General features: G+C 43.1%; 9 protein-coding genes. All 9 read left to right on the top strand.

The features are described 5' to 3' along the window. The first annotated feature begins 5 nt into the window (after window positions 1-5). A complete protein-coding gene (locus tag DWY63_RS05925) occupies window positions 6-875 on the top strand; it encodes a VirB6/TrbL-like conjugal transfer protein, CD1112 family (protein ID WP_117801597.1) in 870 nt (289 codons plus the stop codon). A 23-nt stretch (window positions 876-898) separates the two neighbouring features. Further along, window positions 899-1,270: a PrgI family protein gene (locus DWY63_RS05920; RefSeq protein WP_117801596.1), complete on the top strand. Its 372-nt coding sequence runs from the start codon at window positions 899-901 to the stop codon at window positions 1,268-1,270. Next, window positions 1,248-4,052: a VirB4-like conjugal transfer ATPase, CD1110 family gene (locus tag DWY63_RS05915; protein ID WP_117801595.1), complete on the top strand. Its 2,805-nt coding sequence runs from the start codon at window positions 1,248-1,250 to the stop codon at window positions 4,050-4,052. Before DWY63_RS05920 ends, DWY63_RS05915 begins: the two co-directional genes overlap by 23 nt. 17 nt (window positions 4,053-4,069) lie before the next feature. Then, entirely contained in the window at window positions 4,070-4,837 is a 768-nt protein-coding gene (gene srtB / locus DWY63_RS05910) for a class B sortase (RefSeq protein ID WP_117801594.1), read from the top strand. 35 nt (window positions 4,838-4,872) lie between these two features. Beyond that, entirely contained in the window at window positions 4,873-7,302 is a 2,430-nt protein-coding gene (locus tag DWY63_RS05905; RefSeq protein WP_117801593.1) for a CD1108 family mobile element protein, read from the top strand. Between the two features lie 17 nt (window positions 7,303-7,319). Further along, window positions 7,320-7,655 carry a DUF4315 family protein gene (locus DWY63_RS05900; protein ID WP_117801592.1) on the top strand — a complete coding sequence of 112 codons (336 nt, stop codon included), beginning with the start codon at window positions 7,320-7,322 and terminating at the stop codon, window positions 7,653-7,655. Beyond that, complete coding sequence (locus DWY63_RS05895; RefSeq protein WP_117801591.1) at window positions 7,645-8,310, top strand: CD1107 family mobile element protein; 666 nt, start codon at window positions 7,645-7,647, stop codon at window positions 8,308-8,310. The genes DWY63_RS05900 and DWY63_RS05895 overlap by 11 nt, the downstream gene beginning before the upstream one ends. Window positions 8,311-8,382: 72 nt before the next feature. Next, complete coding sequence (locus DWY63_RS05890; RefSeq protein WP_117801590.1) at window positions 8,383-10,476, top strand: type IA DNA topoisomerase; 2,094 nt, start codon at window positions 8,383-8,385, stop codon at window positions 10,474-10,476. Between the two features lie 26 nt (window positions 10,477-10,502). Beyond that, window positions 10,503-18,584 carry a DEAD/DEAH box helicase family protein gene (locus DWY63_RS05885; protein ID WP_117801589.1) on the top strand — a complete coding sequence of 2,694 codons (8,082 nt, stop codon included), beginning with the start codon at window positions 10,503-10,505 and terminating at the stop codon, window positions 18,582-18,584. The last annotated feature ends 23 nt before the right edge of the window (window positions 18,585-18,607 follow it).

Below are 18,607 nucleotides of genomic sequence, written 5' to 3'. Positions count from 1 at the left end.
CACGCATGGATAAGATTTTTGAGTCCATAGAAGAATGGATGCGTAACCTCCTTACAGGCATGGTCAGCTCAAACCTGACGAACATGTTTACCGATGTGAATGAAAAAACCGGTGATATTGCAAGTCAGGTTGGGCAAACGCCCCAGGGCTGGAGTGGCAGTATTTTCAGCTTGATCCAAAATCTGTCGGATTCTGTGATCGTACCGATTGCCGGAATGATCATAACCTTTGTGTTGTGCTATGAGCTGATTTCCATGCTCACCGAAAAGAATAACATGCATGATATAGATACATGGATGTTTTTCAAATATTTCTTCAAGATGTGGGTTGCAGTATGGTTCGTAAGCAATGCTTTTACGATCACAATGGCAATTTTTGATGTTGGACAGAATGTAGTGAACCGGGCTGCAGGTGTTATCAACCAGCAGACGGCAATCAATATTGATTCGGTAATCACCTCGATGGAGACAGCAATGGAATCAATGGAAATAGGGGAGCTGATTATACTGGCACTGGAAACGCTTCTGGCGAGCCTGTGCTTAAAGGTTATATCCGTTTTTATAACGGTCATTTTATATGGCCGTATGATAGAAATTTATCTGTATTCGTCAATCGGTGCAATTCCATTTGCCACTATGAGCAACCGGGAATGGGGACAGATTGGCAGCAATTATTTAAGAGGATTGTTCGCACTGGCATTCCAGGGATTTTTTATCATGGTGTGCGTGGGCATTTATTCTGTGCTGGTTGCAAACATACAGGTATCAGACAATGTGCATACGGCACTGCTCAGTGTAATGGCATATACGGTGATACTGTGTTTCAGTCTTATGAAAACAGCTAATTTCTCAAAGAGCATTTTTAATGCACACTAAATGTGGAAAAGGAGACGATGAAAATGGCTTTTGTATCAGTACCAAAAGATCTGACAAAAGTAAAAAATAAAATTATTCTCAACCTTACAAAACGACAGCTTATCTGCCTTGGTATTGCAGCGGCAGTAGGGCTTCCGTTTTATTTCCTGTCAAGGGAATTGATTGGTTCGAGTAATGCGGCAACCGGAATGTGTCTGTTGATGCTTCCGGCTTTTTTATTTGCAATATATGAGAAAGATGGACTTCCTTTAGAGAAAGTCCTCAAAAATGTGATCGTAGTGAAATTTATCCGTCCTCCGGTACGGAAATATGAAGTGGAAAACCTGTATGAAAAAAAGAGGATTGTGACAAAAGCGAAAGGAGGAACCGTTCGTGGAAAAAGAAAGAAACGATAAGAATCTTCCAGGGCAGATAGAGGATTCTTCTTATCCGGATGACTGGTGGCTGGATGAAGAAGATTCTGCTGATGGTTTGCCGGTATTTGATCCGGATAAGGCACAAAATTATGCAAAGTCTGGGGAGCCGATGATTACGGGCTACGAAGCTCTGGAAAGACGCAGAGGTATCCGCAGACCGGAACGCAAATTAAGCAGACGGGAAAAGCGTGCCTGGAAAAAAGCACAGAAATATGAACTGAAATTACATAAGGCACACGAAAAGGAAGAAAGAAAACTTGCGAAGCAGGCGGCAAAACAGGCTGCTCGTGAAGAAAAAGAGGCACAGAAACAGGCGAAGAAAGCAGAAAAGCACATAAAAAAGACAAAGCCGCCTGGCTCATTAAAATCCAATGGGAAAAAGGGCACTGTAAAAAAAGTATCCAGCACAAATAAAAACAGTAAAGGTAAAAATCTTACTGCACAGCAGTCCATTCCTTACAGGGAAATGGGAAAAGACGGGATCTGTCGTGTGGAGGATGGGTATTATTCAAAGACGATTCGTTTTTATGACATTAACTATCAGTTGGCACAAAACGAAGATAAAAATACCATTTTTGAGAACTGGTGTGATTTCCTGAATTATTTTGACAGTACCATCCATTTTCAGTTGTCCTTTATCAATCATTACAGCAATATGACGGAATATGAAGATGTGATCCGTATCAAAAAGCAGAATGACAGTTTTGATGATCTGCGTATGGAGTTTGCCCAGATGCTTAAAAGCCAGTTGGCAAAGGGAAATAATGGTCTTGTCAGAACCAAGTATATTACATTTGGAATTGAAGCTGACAATATCCGGGAAGCAAAACCAAAACTGGAACGTATCGAAACAGATATACTCAATAATTTTAAGGCTTTCGGGGTATCTGCGTATCCATTAAATGGTGCGGAGCGTTTGCAGATCATGTATGAAACATTCAACCAGAATGTCAAAGTGCCATTCAAGTTCAGCTATGATGATATGCTGCGTACCGGGTTGAATACAAAGGATTATATTGCACCATCCAGTTTCCTGTTCAAAAATGGAAAGGATTTTCAGATGGGAGATACCATCGGAGCAGTATCCTATCTGCAGATACTGGCACCAGAGCTGACGGATAAAATGCTTGCCGAATTTCTGGAAATGGACTGTAATCTGCTTGTGAATCTGCATATCCAGTCCATTGACCAGATGAAAGCAATCAAGCTGGTAAAGAGTAAGGTTACGGACATTAACCGTATGAAAATCGAGGAACAGAAAAAAGCGGTACGTTCCGGATATGATATGGATATTATCCCATCTGATCTGAACACATACGGAGGGGAAGCGAAAAGACTTCTGGAAGATTTACAGTCAAGGAATGAGAGAATGTTCCTTGTGACTGTGGTGTTCTTAAATACAGCGAAAAATAAACAGGAGCTGGAAAATGTGGTATTTCAGACCGCAGGTATTGCACAGAAATATAACTGTGCGTTGAAAAGACTGGACTATCAGCAGGAACAGGGACTTATGAGCAGCTTGCCGCTGGGAAGAAACTGGATTCCGATCAAGCGGGCCTTAACTACCACGTCAACAGCTATTTTTGTCCCTTTTACAACGCAGGAACTGTTTATGGGTGGGGAATCTATCTATTATGGATTAAATGCCCTGTCTAATAACCTGATCATGGCAGACCGGAAAAAGCTGAAAAATCCAAATGGTCTGATACTTGGTACTCCTGGATCTGGTAAATCTTTTGCGGCAAAAAGAGAGATTACCAATGTATTTATTATCACAAAAGACGACATTATCATCTGTGATCCGGAGGGTGAATATTTTCCGTTAGTCCGGGCATTTAACGGGCAGGTTATCCGTATTTCTCCGACCAGTCACGATTACATCAATCCAATGGATATTAACATCAATTATGCGGATGATGATGATCCGCTATCTTTAAAATCAGATTTTATCCTTTCGCTTTGTGAACTGGTAGTAGGAGGAAAAAACGGTCTGGAACCAGTGGAAAAAACAATCATTGACCGATGTGTACGTCTGGTATATCAGGACTATCTTGCTGATCCGATTCCAGAGAAAATGCCAATCCTGGAAGATTTATATAATCTGCTTCGCAAACAGGAAGAGGCAGAGTCGCAGAGGCTGGCAACTGCACTGGAAATCTATGTAAATGGTTCCCTGAAGGTGTTTAATCACCGCACAAATGTAGAGTTGAACAATCGTCTGGTATGTTTCGATATTAAAGACCTTGGTAAACAGCTTAAAAAACTTGGCATGTTGATCGTTCAGGATCAGGTTTGGAACAGGGTAACAGTCAACCGTTCTGCTCATAAATCCACCAGATATTATATTGATGAGTTCCATCTGTTGCTGAAAGAGGAACAGACAGCAGCATACAGTGTGGAAATCTGGAAGAGATTCCGTAAGTGGGGCGGTATCCCGACTGGTATCACGCAGAATGTAAAAGATCTGCTTGCTTCAAGGGAAATCGAGAATATCTTTGAAAACTCAGATTTTATCCTGATGCTCAACCAGGCATCCGGGGATCGACAGATTCTGGCAAAACAGCTTAATATTTCAACACACCAGCTTTCCTATGTAACAAACAGTGGAGAGGGAGAAGGGCTGATTTTTTATGGAAATACAATTATTCCATTTAAGGACAGATTCGATAATACCCTTATGCTTTATGCGTTAATGTCATCGAAACCAGAAGATGTAGAGAAGCGTGAAAAACTCGGCATCAAAGGCAGAGACGATAGTTAAAGGGGTGACAGCAGAGCATGAGAAAATGGGTGGCAGGATTGTTACTTTCTATATCTGTTATATTGCTTACGATCAGTCTGGATTTTTTAATGGGATTTTTTATGCAGGAAAGACAGGATAATCAGTTACAGCAGGAACTGCAGGAGCTAATGCAGAAAAGAGAGGATGAACCGGAAGAAGATGTTTCCGGCGATTCTTTGATAGAGGTGGATGCTGGAATTTTGGCATTGCATGAAGAAAATCCGGATTGTATTGGCTGGCTGACCATTGATGGAACGAGAATAGACTATCCGGTCATGTACCGGCCGGGAGATAAAAATTATTATCTGCATCGGGATTTCAACGGGGAATATTCTGCAAATGGATGTTTATTTCTGGCAGAGGAATGTGTACTAGGGGATTCGGACAATCTGATCATATATGGACATCACATGAACAGTGGGAAGATGTTTGCTGACCTTGAGAAATATAAGGACGAAGGATTTTACGAAGAACATCCGACAATCCTGTTCCGCACGATATGGGGAAATGAACAGTATCAGATATTTGCAGCATTTACAACGCCTGTTTATACAGGAAATGATTTTGATTATTACAGTTTTATCAAAGCTGGAACAGTGGCTGATTATAAAAAATTTGTTGTTTCCGTTAAGGAAAAATCACTTTATCAAACAGGAACAACAGCAAAATACAGAGATAAGTTACTTACACTGTCTACTTGTGAGTATTCCCAGAAAAATGGACGTATGGTATTGGTTGCAAAGAAAAATAACGGAAAGGAATAAAACGGAAAATTACCAGAGATCAGGAGATGATGACCATGCAGGAGCATGAATATAAAGCAAGGGATAAGACTGTCCAGAAGATGAGCCGGGATGGACTCCGGGAAAAAAATCTCCGCAGTAAAAAGGAAAAGCGGATTACCGGGCGTGAGGCAGATGAGAAGAAAACAGCCGGACACAGGGAACAGGAGCTGGACTTTGGAAAGGTCAGAAAAACTCATACTGCAGAAGAAACAGTTGAGGGAGTGAAAGAAGGAAAACACAGACTGCAGTCCAGACACGCTTTTCTGGAACAGGAAGAAATTGCGGAAACAGAAGAAATGGAAAACTCAGAAATGAGTGATGATAAAGCAGGCGGGGAGAAACCTCCGCCTGTTTCACGTTCCAGACTTCGGAAAGATAGTATCCGGGGGCATCCGGAACGGAAATTTGAACGTGATTCTGAAATAACAGAACCAGACAGGCAGAACCGAAAGAAAAAGATGGTCACAGCCTATGCAGCAAAAGAGCAGAAACGCTACCATGAAAAGGCAGAAGTTGATGAAAAATCAATGGAAGACTTTCGGGAAGAGATCAAAGGCAAGACAAAAAGGGAACAGATACGAAAAGAACAGAAGAAATCAAAATCCCGGCTTTCCTTTGAAGATGAAAGCAAGGGTGTGATTCCTAGCAGTGGGATGGCAAAAAGGGGAGCTTCCGCCGTTTCGGAAACGGTATCTGGTTATGGTCAGAAAAAGGTCAGAGAAGATACCGATGATAATGCTGCTCTTGATGCGGCTGATCAGATGGAGCTTGCAGGAGAAAGCCTTGCAAGAAAGTCAATTTACGTTCGGGAACGATTGAAAGAGAATCGCCAGAGAAATAACCGGTTAAGGGAATCTGTTCTGGAAGAAACAGAAAAATCCCGCCTGCAGTTTGGCACCAGTGCTTCCAATGAAGCAAAAAGGGCGGTTGAGAAAGAAACGAAACAGAAAAAACAGTCTGCCTTAAAGAAATTATTGCAGAAAAAGCGTTACCAGAAGCAGTATCAGGCTGCGAAACAGGGAAAGGCTGTGAAAGATGCAGTGCTTGTAAATGCACAGCGATTTACAGAAAAAGCCAAAGCTGCGGTCAAGGAGCTTGTGGCACAGAACAGGAATATCCTCCTGTCCATAGGAGTTCTGGTTCTGCTGTTTGCGTTGATGGCGACGAGTCTGTCAAGCTGTGCTGCGTTATTCCAAGGCAGTTCTAATGCTATTATTTCTACCAGTTATTCCAGCGAGGATGCAGATATTTATGCTGCGGAAAATGCTTATGTGGCATTGGAAAATGCACTGAATGAACAGATCAATCAGATGAAAGCAAACCATTCCGACTATGATGAGTTCCAGTTTCAGATTGATGAGATCGGACACAACCCGTATCAGCTTATTTCTTATCTGACAGTCAAGTATGGCGGTTTTACCTATGCAGAGGTTGCAGATGAGATTCAGGAGATTTTTAAGGAACAGTATGGATTATATACGGATTCGACACGAGAAACCGTAACAGAAAAGAAAACGGTCAGGGTTGGAGAATCACTGGGACAGGTTGTAACCAGTGGATATTGTAACTGCCCAATCTGTTGTGGACAATGGAGTGGAGGCCCGACAGCAAGTGGAGCTTATCCACAGGCAAATCACACGATTGCGGTAGATGCCTCCAATCCATTTGTGCCAATGGGAACCCATGTCATTATGAATGGCGTGGAGTATGTAGTTGAGGATACCGGAAATTTTGCACAGTATGGTGTTCAGTTTGATGTATTTTATGGCGATCACGCTTCTGCATCAGCACATGGGCATCAGACCTGGGAAGCATACATAGCAGACAGCAATGGAAGTCAGGAAGTGGAAGTAACGACAACAAGAGAAGTGAACCGGCTGGATGTAACACTTACGAACCATAACCTGGATGCAGTTTTAAGAAAACGTATGACAGATAAGGAACAGGAGCAGTATGACGCTTACAACAAATACTATGGAAATCGTGATTATCTGTTTGACCTTAACACAATTCCGACAGGTGGGGCAGGCTTTGGATATGATATTCCGGCAGAAGCACTTTCTGATCCGCAGTTTGCCAAGATGATCCGGGAAGCGGAAAAATATCTTGGTTATCCGTATGTCTGGGGCGGTGCATCGCCATCTACCAGTTTTGACTGCTCTGGTTTTGTATGCTGGGTAATCAATAATTGCGGAAATGGATGGAACGTGGGAAGAACAACAGCGGACGGGCTTCGTTCTTATTGTTCCTATGTATCTCCATCTGATGCAAAGCCGGGAGATCTAATCTTTTTCCAGGGAACTTATGATACGCCGGGAGCGAGCCATGTTGGAATTTATGTAGGAAATAACATGATGATTCATTGTGGAAATCCGATTCAATATACAAGCATTGCAAGTTCTTACTGGCAGCAACATTTTATGGCATTTGGCAGACTTCACTAGAAGGGAGTAAACAAGAGATGAATATGCGGTTAAAAAAGGTTCTGGATGACATTCAGAAAACTGAAAACAAGATTCTGGAACTGCAGGAGCATGTAAGGCAACTGAGAATCCAGAAAAAGCAGATGGAAGATGCAGAAATCATTAAGGCAATCCGTTCCATGAAGATGGACAGCCGTAAGATGCTGACTTTTCTGGAAGGGATTCAGAATGGAACAGTTACCATGCAGTTTGATGAAGAGGGCAATCTTTCTATGGATAGTTCTGAAACAGGTATAAAGAAAGAAGAAAATATGGACAGAGAAATGTCAACCGAACTGATAGAAGAAAGAGAGGATTTGGAAGATGAAGAATAAAGTAATGAAAAAAATTTTGATGATTATGTTGTCATCAACAATACTGATGGGTTCTGCCAGTGTGACCGCTTTTGCACAGGCAAATGAAAACGCAGAGCAGACTGAAACTGCGGAACAGGTGATAGAAGAACTGCCGGCGGAGCAGCCTGCCACAGAGGGAACACCGTTTTCCACGCCGGGAAACGGACAGCTTGTGGATGATAAGGAGAATGACAGTTCCAAGCAGTTTCTGACGGTACAGACAAAGAATGGAAATACCTTTTATATGGTCATTGACCGTTCCGGTACTTCCGAGAACGTGTACATGATGTCACTGGTAGATGAAAATGATCTGGCAGAGTTCTTAGATGAAAACGAGGAAACCGAGAAAAAAGAGGAACCAGCAGTTGTACTTCCGGAAACGACTGCAACACCAGAACCAGAAACTACCGTACAGCCAGAAACAGAAGTGAATCTAGAATCCGGTGGTAATAAAATGTTGGGTTCTGCAGTCTTGGGCGGCGGCATTGTACTGGTATTTGGTGGTTTAGCTGCTTTTGCTTTAAGTAAATTCCGAAAGAAAAAAGAGGACGGTATTGTAGAGGAAGGTCTGGAATTTGCTGATGACAGTTACATCAATGAAGATGAAGAAAATGCAGAAGATCAGCAGAAATAACAAAAATTTATAAGGTATGGAGAAAGGGCAGTTCTTTATGGACTGCCTTTTTGACAGGAACAGGAGGAAAATATGGCGAAATTTTTAGTAATTGCAGAGAAACCGAGCGTGGCACAGAGTCTTGCAAAAAATTTATCTGCTTATCAGAGAAAGGACGGGTATCTGGAGGGGAACAGTTGCATTGTCAGTTGGTGTCTGGGACACCTGGCAGAATATGCACCACCGGAAATTTATGATGAAAAATATGCAAAATGGCAGTTTGAGGATTTGCCGATCATCCCGAAAGTATGGAAAGTACAGGTATCAGAAGATAAAAAGAAGCAGTTTGATGTGCTATGCAACTTAATAAACCGGGCAGATGTAGCATATCTGGTCAATGGCTGTGATGCCGGAAGAGAAGGAGAACTGATTTTTAAAAGAGTTTATGATCTGGCAGGCTGTCAGAAACCAGTGAAGCGTCTGTGGATCAGTTCAATGGAAGATGAAGCCATTCAGAAAGGATTTCAGTCCCTAACTGACGGGAGAGAATATGCAGGGCTTTGTAATGCTGCGGTATGCAGGGCACAGGCGGATTGGTTGATTGGAATGAACGCAACGAGAGCCTACACAACCAGATATTTTAAGCGTTTGGTAGTTGGCAGGGTACAGACACCGACGCTTGCCATGCTGACGGAAAGAAAAGAGAAGATCGAGCATTTCAAGAAAGAAGCCTATTATAAGGTTTCTCTGTCAGATGGGAAACTTGCGGTAATTTCAGAAAATATTCAGTCTGAAACAGAAGCGGAAGAATTAAGAAAACTCTGTGATGGAACAGAAGCTGTTGTAACCAGAGTGAAAAGAGAACAGAAAAAGATTTCCCCGCCCAAACTTTATGACCTGACCAGTCTGCAGAGGGAAGCAAACCGATTTTTCGGATATACTGCACAGAAAACATTGGATATGCTGCAGGAACTGTATGAAGAAAAGATGGTTACATATCCGAGAACAGACAGTCAGTATGTAACCGAGGATATGAAAGAAACTGTAAAAATGCTTGCTAAAGGCATGACAGATTTTCTTCCGTTTCTGGAATCTGGACAGACTGGAGAAAACATAGATCGTGTGGTTAATAATGCAAAGGTATCTGATCATCATGCAATCCTGCCGACGAAAGAAACAATAGAAAAGGGAATGGGAGGACTTTCCAGTGGAAAGAAAAATCTGCTGATGCTGATCGGACAGCAGCTTGTTCAGGCAACAGGGGAAGATTATCTTTATGAGCAGACAGAAATTTTCGTACAGTGCAAAGAACATGAATTTGCTGCAAAAGGAAAGCTGCCTGTGCAGATGGGATTTAAAGAAGTGGAAGAAGCCTTTCGGAAATATTGTGTAAAGGATAAGAAATCTGACGAACCGGATAATAAGGCAAAACTTCCAGAGGGATATAAAGAGGGAAGGACGCTTGCTTCTGTGAAAGCAGAGAAGAGTACCCATTATACTGCCCCGCCGAAGATGTTTACCGAAGATACCCTGCTTGCGGCAATGGAAACAGCAGGGAATAGAGAATTTGATTCGGAAACAGAGAAAAAGGGACTTGGTACACCGGCAACCAGGGCAAATATCATTGAGAAGCTGGTATCTTCCGGGTATGCAGAACGTAAGGGAAAACAGATTCTTCCTACAGTGGCAGGCTGCGAGCTGATCCATGTAATGCCTGAGAATCTGAAATCCGCAAGTCTGACAGCAGAATGGGAAAATCAGCTTTTGATGATGGAAAAGGGAAAAATCCAGGAAGATGAATTTATGGATGGGATTGTATCCATGATCACTGAGATTCTTTCCGTATGCAGGGCGATTCCGGAAGAAGAACGGAACCGTTTTCAGACTGCAAGGGAAGTGATTGGAAAATGTCCGGTGTGTGGTTCTGACGTATATGAAGGAAAGACAAATTATTACTGTGCTGACAGAAACTGCCCGTTTGCATTGTGGAAGGCGAACCGTTTTCTGGAAAGCATGAAAAAGTCGATGGATAAAAAGATGGCTGTGGAACTTTTGAAAAAGGGGCGTACCCATGTGAAAGGTTTGTATTCCCAGAAAAAGGACAGCAAGTTTGATGCAGATCTGGTACTGGGCGTGGAAGATGGAAAAGCCAGATTCAGCCTGGAATTTCCTAAAAAGAAAAAATAAAGCACAGTCAGAAGGAGGAATAGGTTATGGCTCATTTAGATGAGATACGTGGACTTGCGGAATATCATGCAACCCGTATCAGCAGTTCACCAAGGGACTGGATGAATTATCTGGATACCGCAGCCAGGTTGTACAGGTATCCATTTATGGATCAGCTTTTGATCCACGCACAGCGTCCAAAAGCAACTGCCTGTGCTTCGTTGGAATTGTGGAATGAAAAAATGCTGCGGTGGGTAAACCGAGGAGCAAAGGGAATTGCTCTTTTGGATGAAACCATGCAGAAAACAAGACTCCGATATGTATTTGATATTCAGGATACTCATAAGGTAAAAGGTGGAAGGACACCTTACCTGTGGCAGTTGCAGGAGAAACAACAGGAGGCATTATTAAACCATTTAGAAGAGGCTTACGGACTGGAAGCCAAAGATACAGGAAGTCTTTCTGATGCACTGATGGCAACAGCGAAGTATATGGTAGAAGAAAATCTGGATGAATACCTGGATGGCTTGACGTATGTGACGGAAGGAACGTACCTGGAGGAACTGGAAGAAGATACCATCCGCAGTGAATTTCGCAGCCTGTTGACAGACAGTATTTATTATACCCTGGCGTCCAGGTGCGGATTTGATCCGCTGGAACGGCAGGAAGAAATGGACTTCGTACATATCACAGATTATAACAGTCTTTCGGTGTTGACATTTATTGGAAATGCAACAAGCATGGCCAGTGAGTCTGTGTTAGTGGATATTGGAAGATTTGTACACCGTATTTCATTAGAAGAAATGAAAAAGGGTATTGAAAATACGGAAGAAAAGAATTATAATGAATTTAACACGTTAATTCGTGAAAGTAAAGAAAACAACAACAGAATCATAGAAAACGAATATTCACAGGAAAATCAAGGAGGAAATGAGTATGGAACTGACATATCATCGCAAAGGGGATTATCTGTTTCCGAACCTGACAATCCAGGAGACAGAGGTACAGATCGGGAAATACGGAATGCTGCGGAGGACATTTCTGAAGGAACACAAGAACAGCCTGTATCAGAGCCTGTTACTGACCGGGAAACTGAACAGCCATCTGGAGGAGATCGAGAAAACAGCACAGAAGAGATTGGAAGTACAGATGGAGAAACTGTTGGAGAAGAATCCGGCACCGTCGAAAGAGGAGAATCCGATGGCGTGGACAGCACATATGAACAGTCTGACGGCAACAGCGGAAGAGAGCATCTTGACGGAATTGGTATACAGCTAATTGAAGACACAAGTGAAGATCAGTTAAGTAAAGCAGAGGAAGAAATTGCCTCTGCTTTATCTTTGCCCGAATTTCCGTCTGTAAATGAACAGAAAAGGGAAATTGAAAACAGATTAGCAGCCCTCTATGCCGGGGAGATTGCGATTCCAAGTGAAGTAGTCGATGAGATTTTAAGAACCGGAGGAAACCGAAGCAAGAGCCAGCTTCGTATTATTTATAATTTTATGAGTGAACAGACACCGGAAGAATATACGGAGTTTGTGAAACGAGAGTATGGGACTGGTGGAAAAGGTTTTGAGATCAATGGAATGGAATACTCAGTCTGGTTTGATGAAACAGGATTGCAGATTGCAGTAGGACATACCGTTACCGATCAGATTCTGGATAAGGCGTTTTTATCCTGGGAGGATGTGAGTGGACGTATCCATCAGCTCTTGAAACAAGGGGAATATGCACCGCAGTCCGTACTTGATATTGCAAGGGAAAATACAGTAAAGGAACATGCCCAGGTACTTGCCTATATGAAGGCAGATATGGCAGAGGGTGTAGCAGAACTTGTCTTTGCTGAAGAAGATTTACCGCATCTTCGCAGTATTTATCCAGAGATAACAGACTATCTGGAAGAAAAACTGGCAGATCCACAGTGGCTGACAGATTTGAATGAGCGTCTGGAAGGACTGGCAATGGCTTATGCGGAAGATAAAAGCATTATGCGGTTCCGCACCTATAATCCAATCAGGATATCCGGTCAGTTCCAGAAATTTGCTGCAGAAGTGGTTCCGTACAGTGCCAGGGGTGAATTTGTATGGCAGGAACATAAGGTGTTTATTACTCAGGATGAAATAGATGCTTTTCTTGCCGGGGGAGGTCCGTATTCGGATGGAAGGCTTTCTACCTATTCTTTTTATCTTCTGAATGAAGATGATAAAGCAAGAACAGATTTTATCAAGGAAAGATATGGAACAGGTGGCTGCAGCCATGCTTTATGTGGGGCAGATGATTCACATGCAGATTATGATGGAAAAGGTTTGAAGCTGGAGAGAGGGGACTATGGAAATCCAGATACTTCGGTGCTGCTTCCCTGGGCAAAAGTGGCAAAAAGAATCGGATATCTGATTGATAACCAGCAGTTCTTACATTCTACAGATTATTCCCGTATGCCAGACTATGAGAGGGAAAGGATTGCAGGGAAAGTGATAAGCTTTTATGCAAGACTTCCGGAAGAAATTGAGCGTCCGTTTAAACAGGATTTCTTTAATGAAGAAGCAAGAAAAGAACTTCCTGTTATGCTGAATGATTCAGAGCAGACGCAGAAATTGTTACAGGCGATGGATGATGCCCTGGCAATGCTGCCATTGGATTTTGAAGCAGTGGGATATACCTATGAACAGAAATTACAGCTTTTGACGGAAGTACATCAGTATGTGGAGGGAAGCTACACGATTTTTCCAGAGCAGAAAGTACCAGATCAGGCAGATGGCTTAAATGGATACCAGATGTCTTTATTTGATATTGTGAGTGCTTCCGAACCAGAAGAAAATACAGAAGAACCAGAAGTGGAAGAATCGGCTGCAGAAGTGGAGGAGGTACAAAAAGGAGAACCAGAATCAGAATTTGAGTCGGAATCCGTAATTGTGCAGGAAGAATGGGACGAGAATGTATTTGAATATCAGGGGTATCATTTTGAAGCAGTGGGGGTTCTTCCTCAAGGTCTGGAAGGAAAAGAACTGGTAAACCAGACAAGAGGAAATACAGAATTGCACTTGACTACCTACGAGCGAGAAGATGATATTTTATATTCCTATGCAGGATTCTACGAGGCAAGTGGTTCATCAAAAGCTGATATTTTCCGGTGTATGGAAACTGGACGAAATTATATTCCAGGGGAGAACGAATTATTTGGCTATGAGGGAGAATTTTTACCATATCTGCAGAATGAACAGGTGCAGGAACAGGAACCGCATAATTTCCATATTACAGATGATGACCTTGGTGCTGGCGGTCCGAAAGCAAAGTTTAAAGCAAATATGGAAGCTATCCGGCTGCTGAAAGAACTGGAACAGGATCAGAGATTAGCAACACCGGAAGAACAGGAAGTGTTGTCGAGATATGTTGGATGGGGCGGTATTCCACAGGCTTTTGAAGAGAGAAACAGTGCCTGGGCAGAGGAATACACGCAGTTAAAAGGAATCCTCACACCAGAAGAATACAGTGCAGCAAGGGCATCAACGCTGAATGCCTTTTATACTTCTCCGACAGTCGTCAAAGCAATGTATGAAGCACTTGGAAATATGGGACTGAAACAGGGAAATATCCTGGAACCGTCCTGTGGAGTTGGTAACTTTATGGGACTTTTACCGGAAAGCATGAGTGCTGCAAATATGTATGGTGTGGAGCTTGATCCGGTTTCTGGGCAGATTGCAAAGCAGCTTTACCAGAAGAACAGGATTGCGGTACAGGGATTTGAGGAAACCAGTTATCCGGACAGCTTTTTTGACTGTGTGATTGGAAATGTACCATTTGGGGCATATCAGGTCAGTGACCGCAAATATGACAGATACCATTTTATGATCCATGATTATTTTATTGCAAAATCCTTAGATATGGTGCGTCCGGGCGGAGTGGTGGCAGTTGTCACGTCAAGCGGTACGATGGATAAACAGAATCCGGAAGTCCGACAGTATTTTGCAAACCGGGCAGATCTGCTAGGGGCAATCCGCTTACCGAACAATGCTTTCCAGAGAAATGCCAATACCAGTGTGGTTGCGGATATCCTGTTTTTCCAGAAAAGGGACAGGGCTGCGATCACAGAGCCAGACTGGGTACAGTTAAAAACCACGCCAGAAGGCTATACAGTCAATTCCTATTTTGCAGACCATCCGGAAATGGTACTTGGAGATTTTACAACAGAAAGTACCCAGTACGGAAAACAGGAAGTAACGGTAAAGGCAAAAGAGGGAGCAGATCTGGCAGAACAGTTAAAAGAAGCGGTGAAACATATCCAGGGAACCATCACAGAGCAGGAGATTTCGGATACGGAACTGGAAGAACAGGTGGTATCCATACCGGCAGATCCGAGCATTAAGAATTTCAGCTTTGCACTTGTAGGAGAGGACATTTATTACAGGGAAAATTCTGTTATGAATAAGACGGAAATTCCCATTGTGACAGGCGAGCGTGTCAGAGGCATGGTTGCTATCCGGGATGCAACAAACAGACTTCTGGAACGGCAGTTGGAAGAATGCAGTGATGAAGAGGTTGCCAGCTTACAGGCTGAATTGAACCAGGTTTATGACAGTTTTACCGCAAAGTATGGACTACTCAGCAGCAATGCCAATAAAAGAGCGTTCAGCATGGACAGCAGCTATTGCCTTTTGACTTCCCTTGAATTTCTGGACGAAAAGGGCGAGTTGAAGCGGAAAGCAGACATATTTACGAAAAGGACGATCCACAGGGCAGAGCCGGTAACATCGGTAGATACTGCAAGTGAAGCACTGGCGGTATCTATCGGGGAAAAGGCAAAAGTGGATATTCCTTATATGATGGAGCTTACCGGGAAAACAGAGGAAGAGGTCACAGAGGAGCTTACAGGCGTTATCTTCAAAAATCCCCTTACAGATAAATGGGAGCCATCCGACGAGTATCTTTCAGGAAACGTCAGGGAGAAGCTGAACATTGCAAGGCAGTTTGCAGAAAACCATCCGGAATATATGGTCAATGTACAGGCACTGGAACGGGTACAGCCAAAAGATCTGGACGCTTCCGAGATTGAAGCAAGGCTTGGTGCAACATGGATTTCGCCGGACTATATTACAGAGTTCATGGCAGAAACATTCCATACACCACGACAGCATATCAATTATGAGCGTATCAAAGTACAGTATGCGGAAGTGACCGGACAATGGAACGTAAAAGGAAAGAACGTGGACAGCAGCAATAACCCGCTTTCCACCGCAACTTACGGAACACAGAGGGCAAATGCTTACAGACTGTTGGAGGATGCTCTGAATCTGCGTGACACAAAAATCTATGACACAATACATGATGCGGATGGGGAACACCGGGTACTGAACCGGAAAGAAACCACCCTGGCACAGCAGAAGCAGGAACTGATCCGGGAGGAATTTAAAGAGTGGATCTTTAAGGATATGCGCCGACGGGAAACGCTCTGCAAAATTTATAATGAACGGTTTAACAGCATCCGGCCAAGGGAATATGATGGCAGTCATATCCAGTTTGTCGGAATGAATCCGGAAATTAAGCTGATGGAGCATCAGAAAAATGCGGTGGCACATATCCTTTATGGAAATAATACCCTGCTTGCACATTGCGTAGGTGCGGGCAAGACGTTTCAGATGATTGCAGCCGGTATGGAGAGCAAGCGTCTGGGACTGGCACAAAAGAGCCTTTATGTGGTTCCAAACCATTTGCTGGAACAGTGGGGAAGTGATTTTTTACGGCTGTATCCGGGAGCGAATATTCTGGTGGCAACAAAGAAAGATTTTGAACCTGCAAACAGAAAACGGTTCTGTTCCAGAATCGCAACCGGGGATTATGATGCGGTCATTATTGGACACAGCCAGTTTGAGAAAATTCCGCTTTCCAGGGAAAGGCAGATTGCATTGCTGGAAGATCAGATTGCAGACATTACCTATTCTATTGAAGCAGCAAAAGAGGAAACAGGACAACAGTATACGGTTAAGCAGATGGAAAAGACAAAGAAAACCCTGAAAGCAAAACTGGAAAAACTGAATGATCAGACACGAAAGGATGATGTTGTGACTTTTGAGCAATTAGGCGTGGACAGGCTGTTTGTGGACGAGTCACATTATTACAAAAACCTTTTTTTATACACAAAAATGCGGAATGTGGCAGGCATTTCACAGACCGATGCACAGAAAAGCTCAGATATGTTTATGAAATGCAGGTACATGGATGAGATTACCGGGGGAAAGGGAATCACGTTTGCAACGGGAACACCGGTATCAAACAGTATGACGGAATTATACACCATTATGAGATACCTCCAGTATGATACTTTAATGAATATGGGAATGGGACATTTTGATTCGTGGGCAGCGACTTTTGGAGAAACAGTTACAGCAATCGAATTGTCACCGGAAGGGACGGGCTATCGTGCAAAAACACGATTTGCCCGTTTCTTTAATCTTCCAGAGCTGATATCCATATTTAAGGAAGCAGCGGATATTCAGACTGCAGATATGCTGAATCTCCCTGTACCGGAAGCAGAATATATCAATGAAGTATTAAAGCCGAGTGAGGAACAGAAAGAAATGGTGGAAGCCTTTTCAGAACGTGCAGAACAGGTTCGTGGCGGTGCGGTAGATCCAAGGGTAGATAACATGCTCAAGATTACCAACGATGGAAGAAAATGTGCATTAGACCAGAGGCTTTTAAATGATATGTTGCCGGATGCAGGGGAAAGTAAGGTAAATGCTTGTGTGGAGAATGCTTTCCAGGTATGGGAGGACGGAAAAGATACACAGGCTACCCAGTTGATCTTCTGTGACCTCAGCACACCGAAAACTGACGGAACATTCAATGTTTATGATGATGTGAGAAATAAGCTGGTGGAACGGGGAATCCCGAAAGAGCAGATCGCATTTATCCATGAGTATAATACGGAAGTAAAAAAAGCGGAGCTGTTTGCAAAGGTGCGGGCCGGGCAGGTAAGAATCCTGATGGGTTCCACTCCAAAACTCGGTGCTGGTACCAACGTCCAGGACAGATTACTTGCGCTGCATCATCTGGACTGCCCTTGGAAACCGTCTGACCTGGAACAGCAGGAGGGACGTATTCTCAGACAGGGAAACCAGAATGACAAGGTAAAAATCTTCCGGTATGTAACGGAAAATACATTCGATTCGTACATGTGGCAGATTCTGGAAAACAAGCAGAAGTTTATTTCACAGATTATGACCAGTAAATCCCCGGTTCGTGCCTGTGAGGATGTAGATGATACGGCATTGTCCTATGCAGAGATTAAAGCACTGGCAACAGGAAACGAGTACATCAAGGAAAAAATGGATCTGGATGTGCAGGTAAGTAAACTGAAACTTCTGAAAGCAAACCACACCAGTCAGATCTATCGTCTGGAATCGGATATTGCAAAACGGTATCCGGTACAGATCACAGCATTAAAAGAGAAGATTGCCGGTATGTGTGTAGATGCAGATGTAGTAAAAGGAATAGATTTACAGGATAATGACCACTTTGCAATGACAGTCGGTGGAAAGCTGTATACCGATAAAAAAGAAGCGGGAGTTGCACTGATTTCAGCAGCATCTAGTCTGAGGTCTGTAAAATCAGCCGGACAGATCGGGGAATATCATGGTTTTGCTCTTTTTTCAGAATATAATTTCCTGTCGAATACCTATACCATGACGATCAAGGGAAAATGCTCTTATAAGATTGAGTTCGGAAAGGATACTCTGGGCAATATCCAGAGGATTCATAATGCACTTTCTGCAATCGAGAAAAAGCTGGCAGATACCGAGCAGAATCTGGAAACGGTACAACAACAGTTAAAGACAGCACAGGAAGAGGTGCGGAAACCATTCCCAAAAGAAGCGGAACTGAGTGAAAAAATGGAACGTCTGGCGGAATTAAATGCCATGCTCAATATGGATGAGAAAGGGGGAGAAAATCTTCTGGCAGACGAGGGTATCGGGGAAAATCCGGAAGTAAACGTGCCAGAGGAGCGACAGGACAGAATTGCAGACAGTGTTCATAAAACATCTATTCTGGAAAGACTGAAAGAACAGAAACAGCAGGAGCAGACAGGCGAAACACATCAGAAACCAAAAAAGAAACACGAACAGGAGTTATAAAGGGTATCCCGTCAGAGTAACCA

It is taken from the genome of Blautia sp. AF26-2 (assembly GCF_003460955.1).
In the GTDB taxonomy this organism is placed as follows: domain Bacteria; phylum Bacillota; class Clostridia; order Lachnospirales; family Lachnospiraceae; genus Fusicatenibacter; species Fusicatenibacter saccharivorans.
This window is presented reverse-complemented; position numbering and strand designations above follow the sequence as displayed.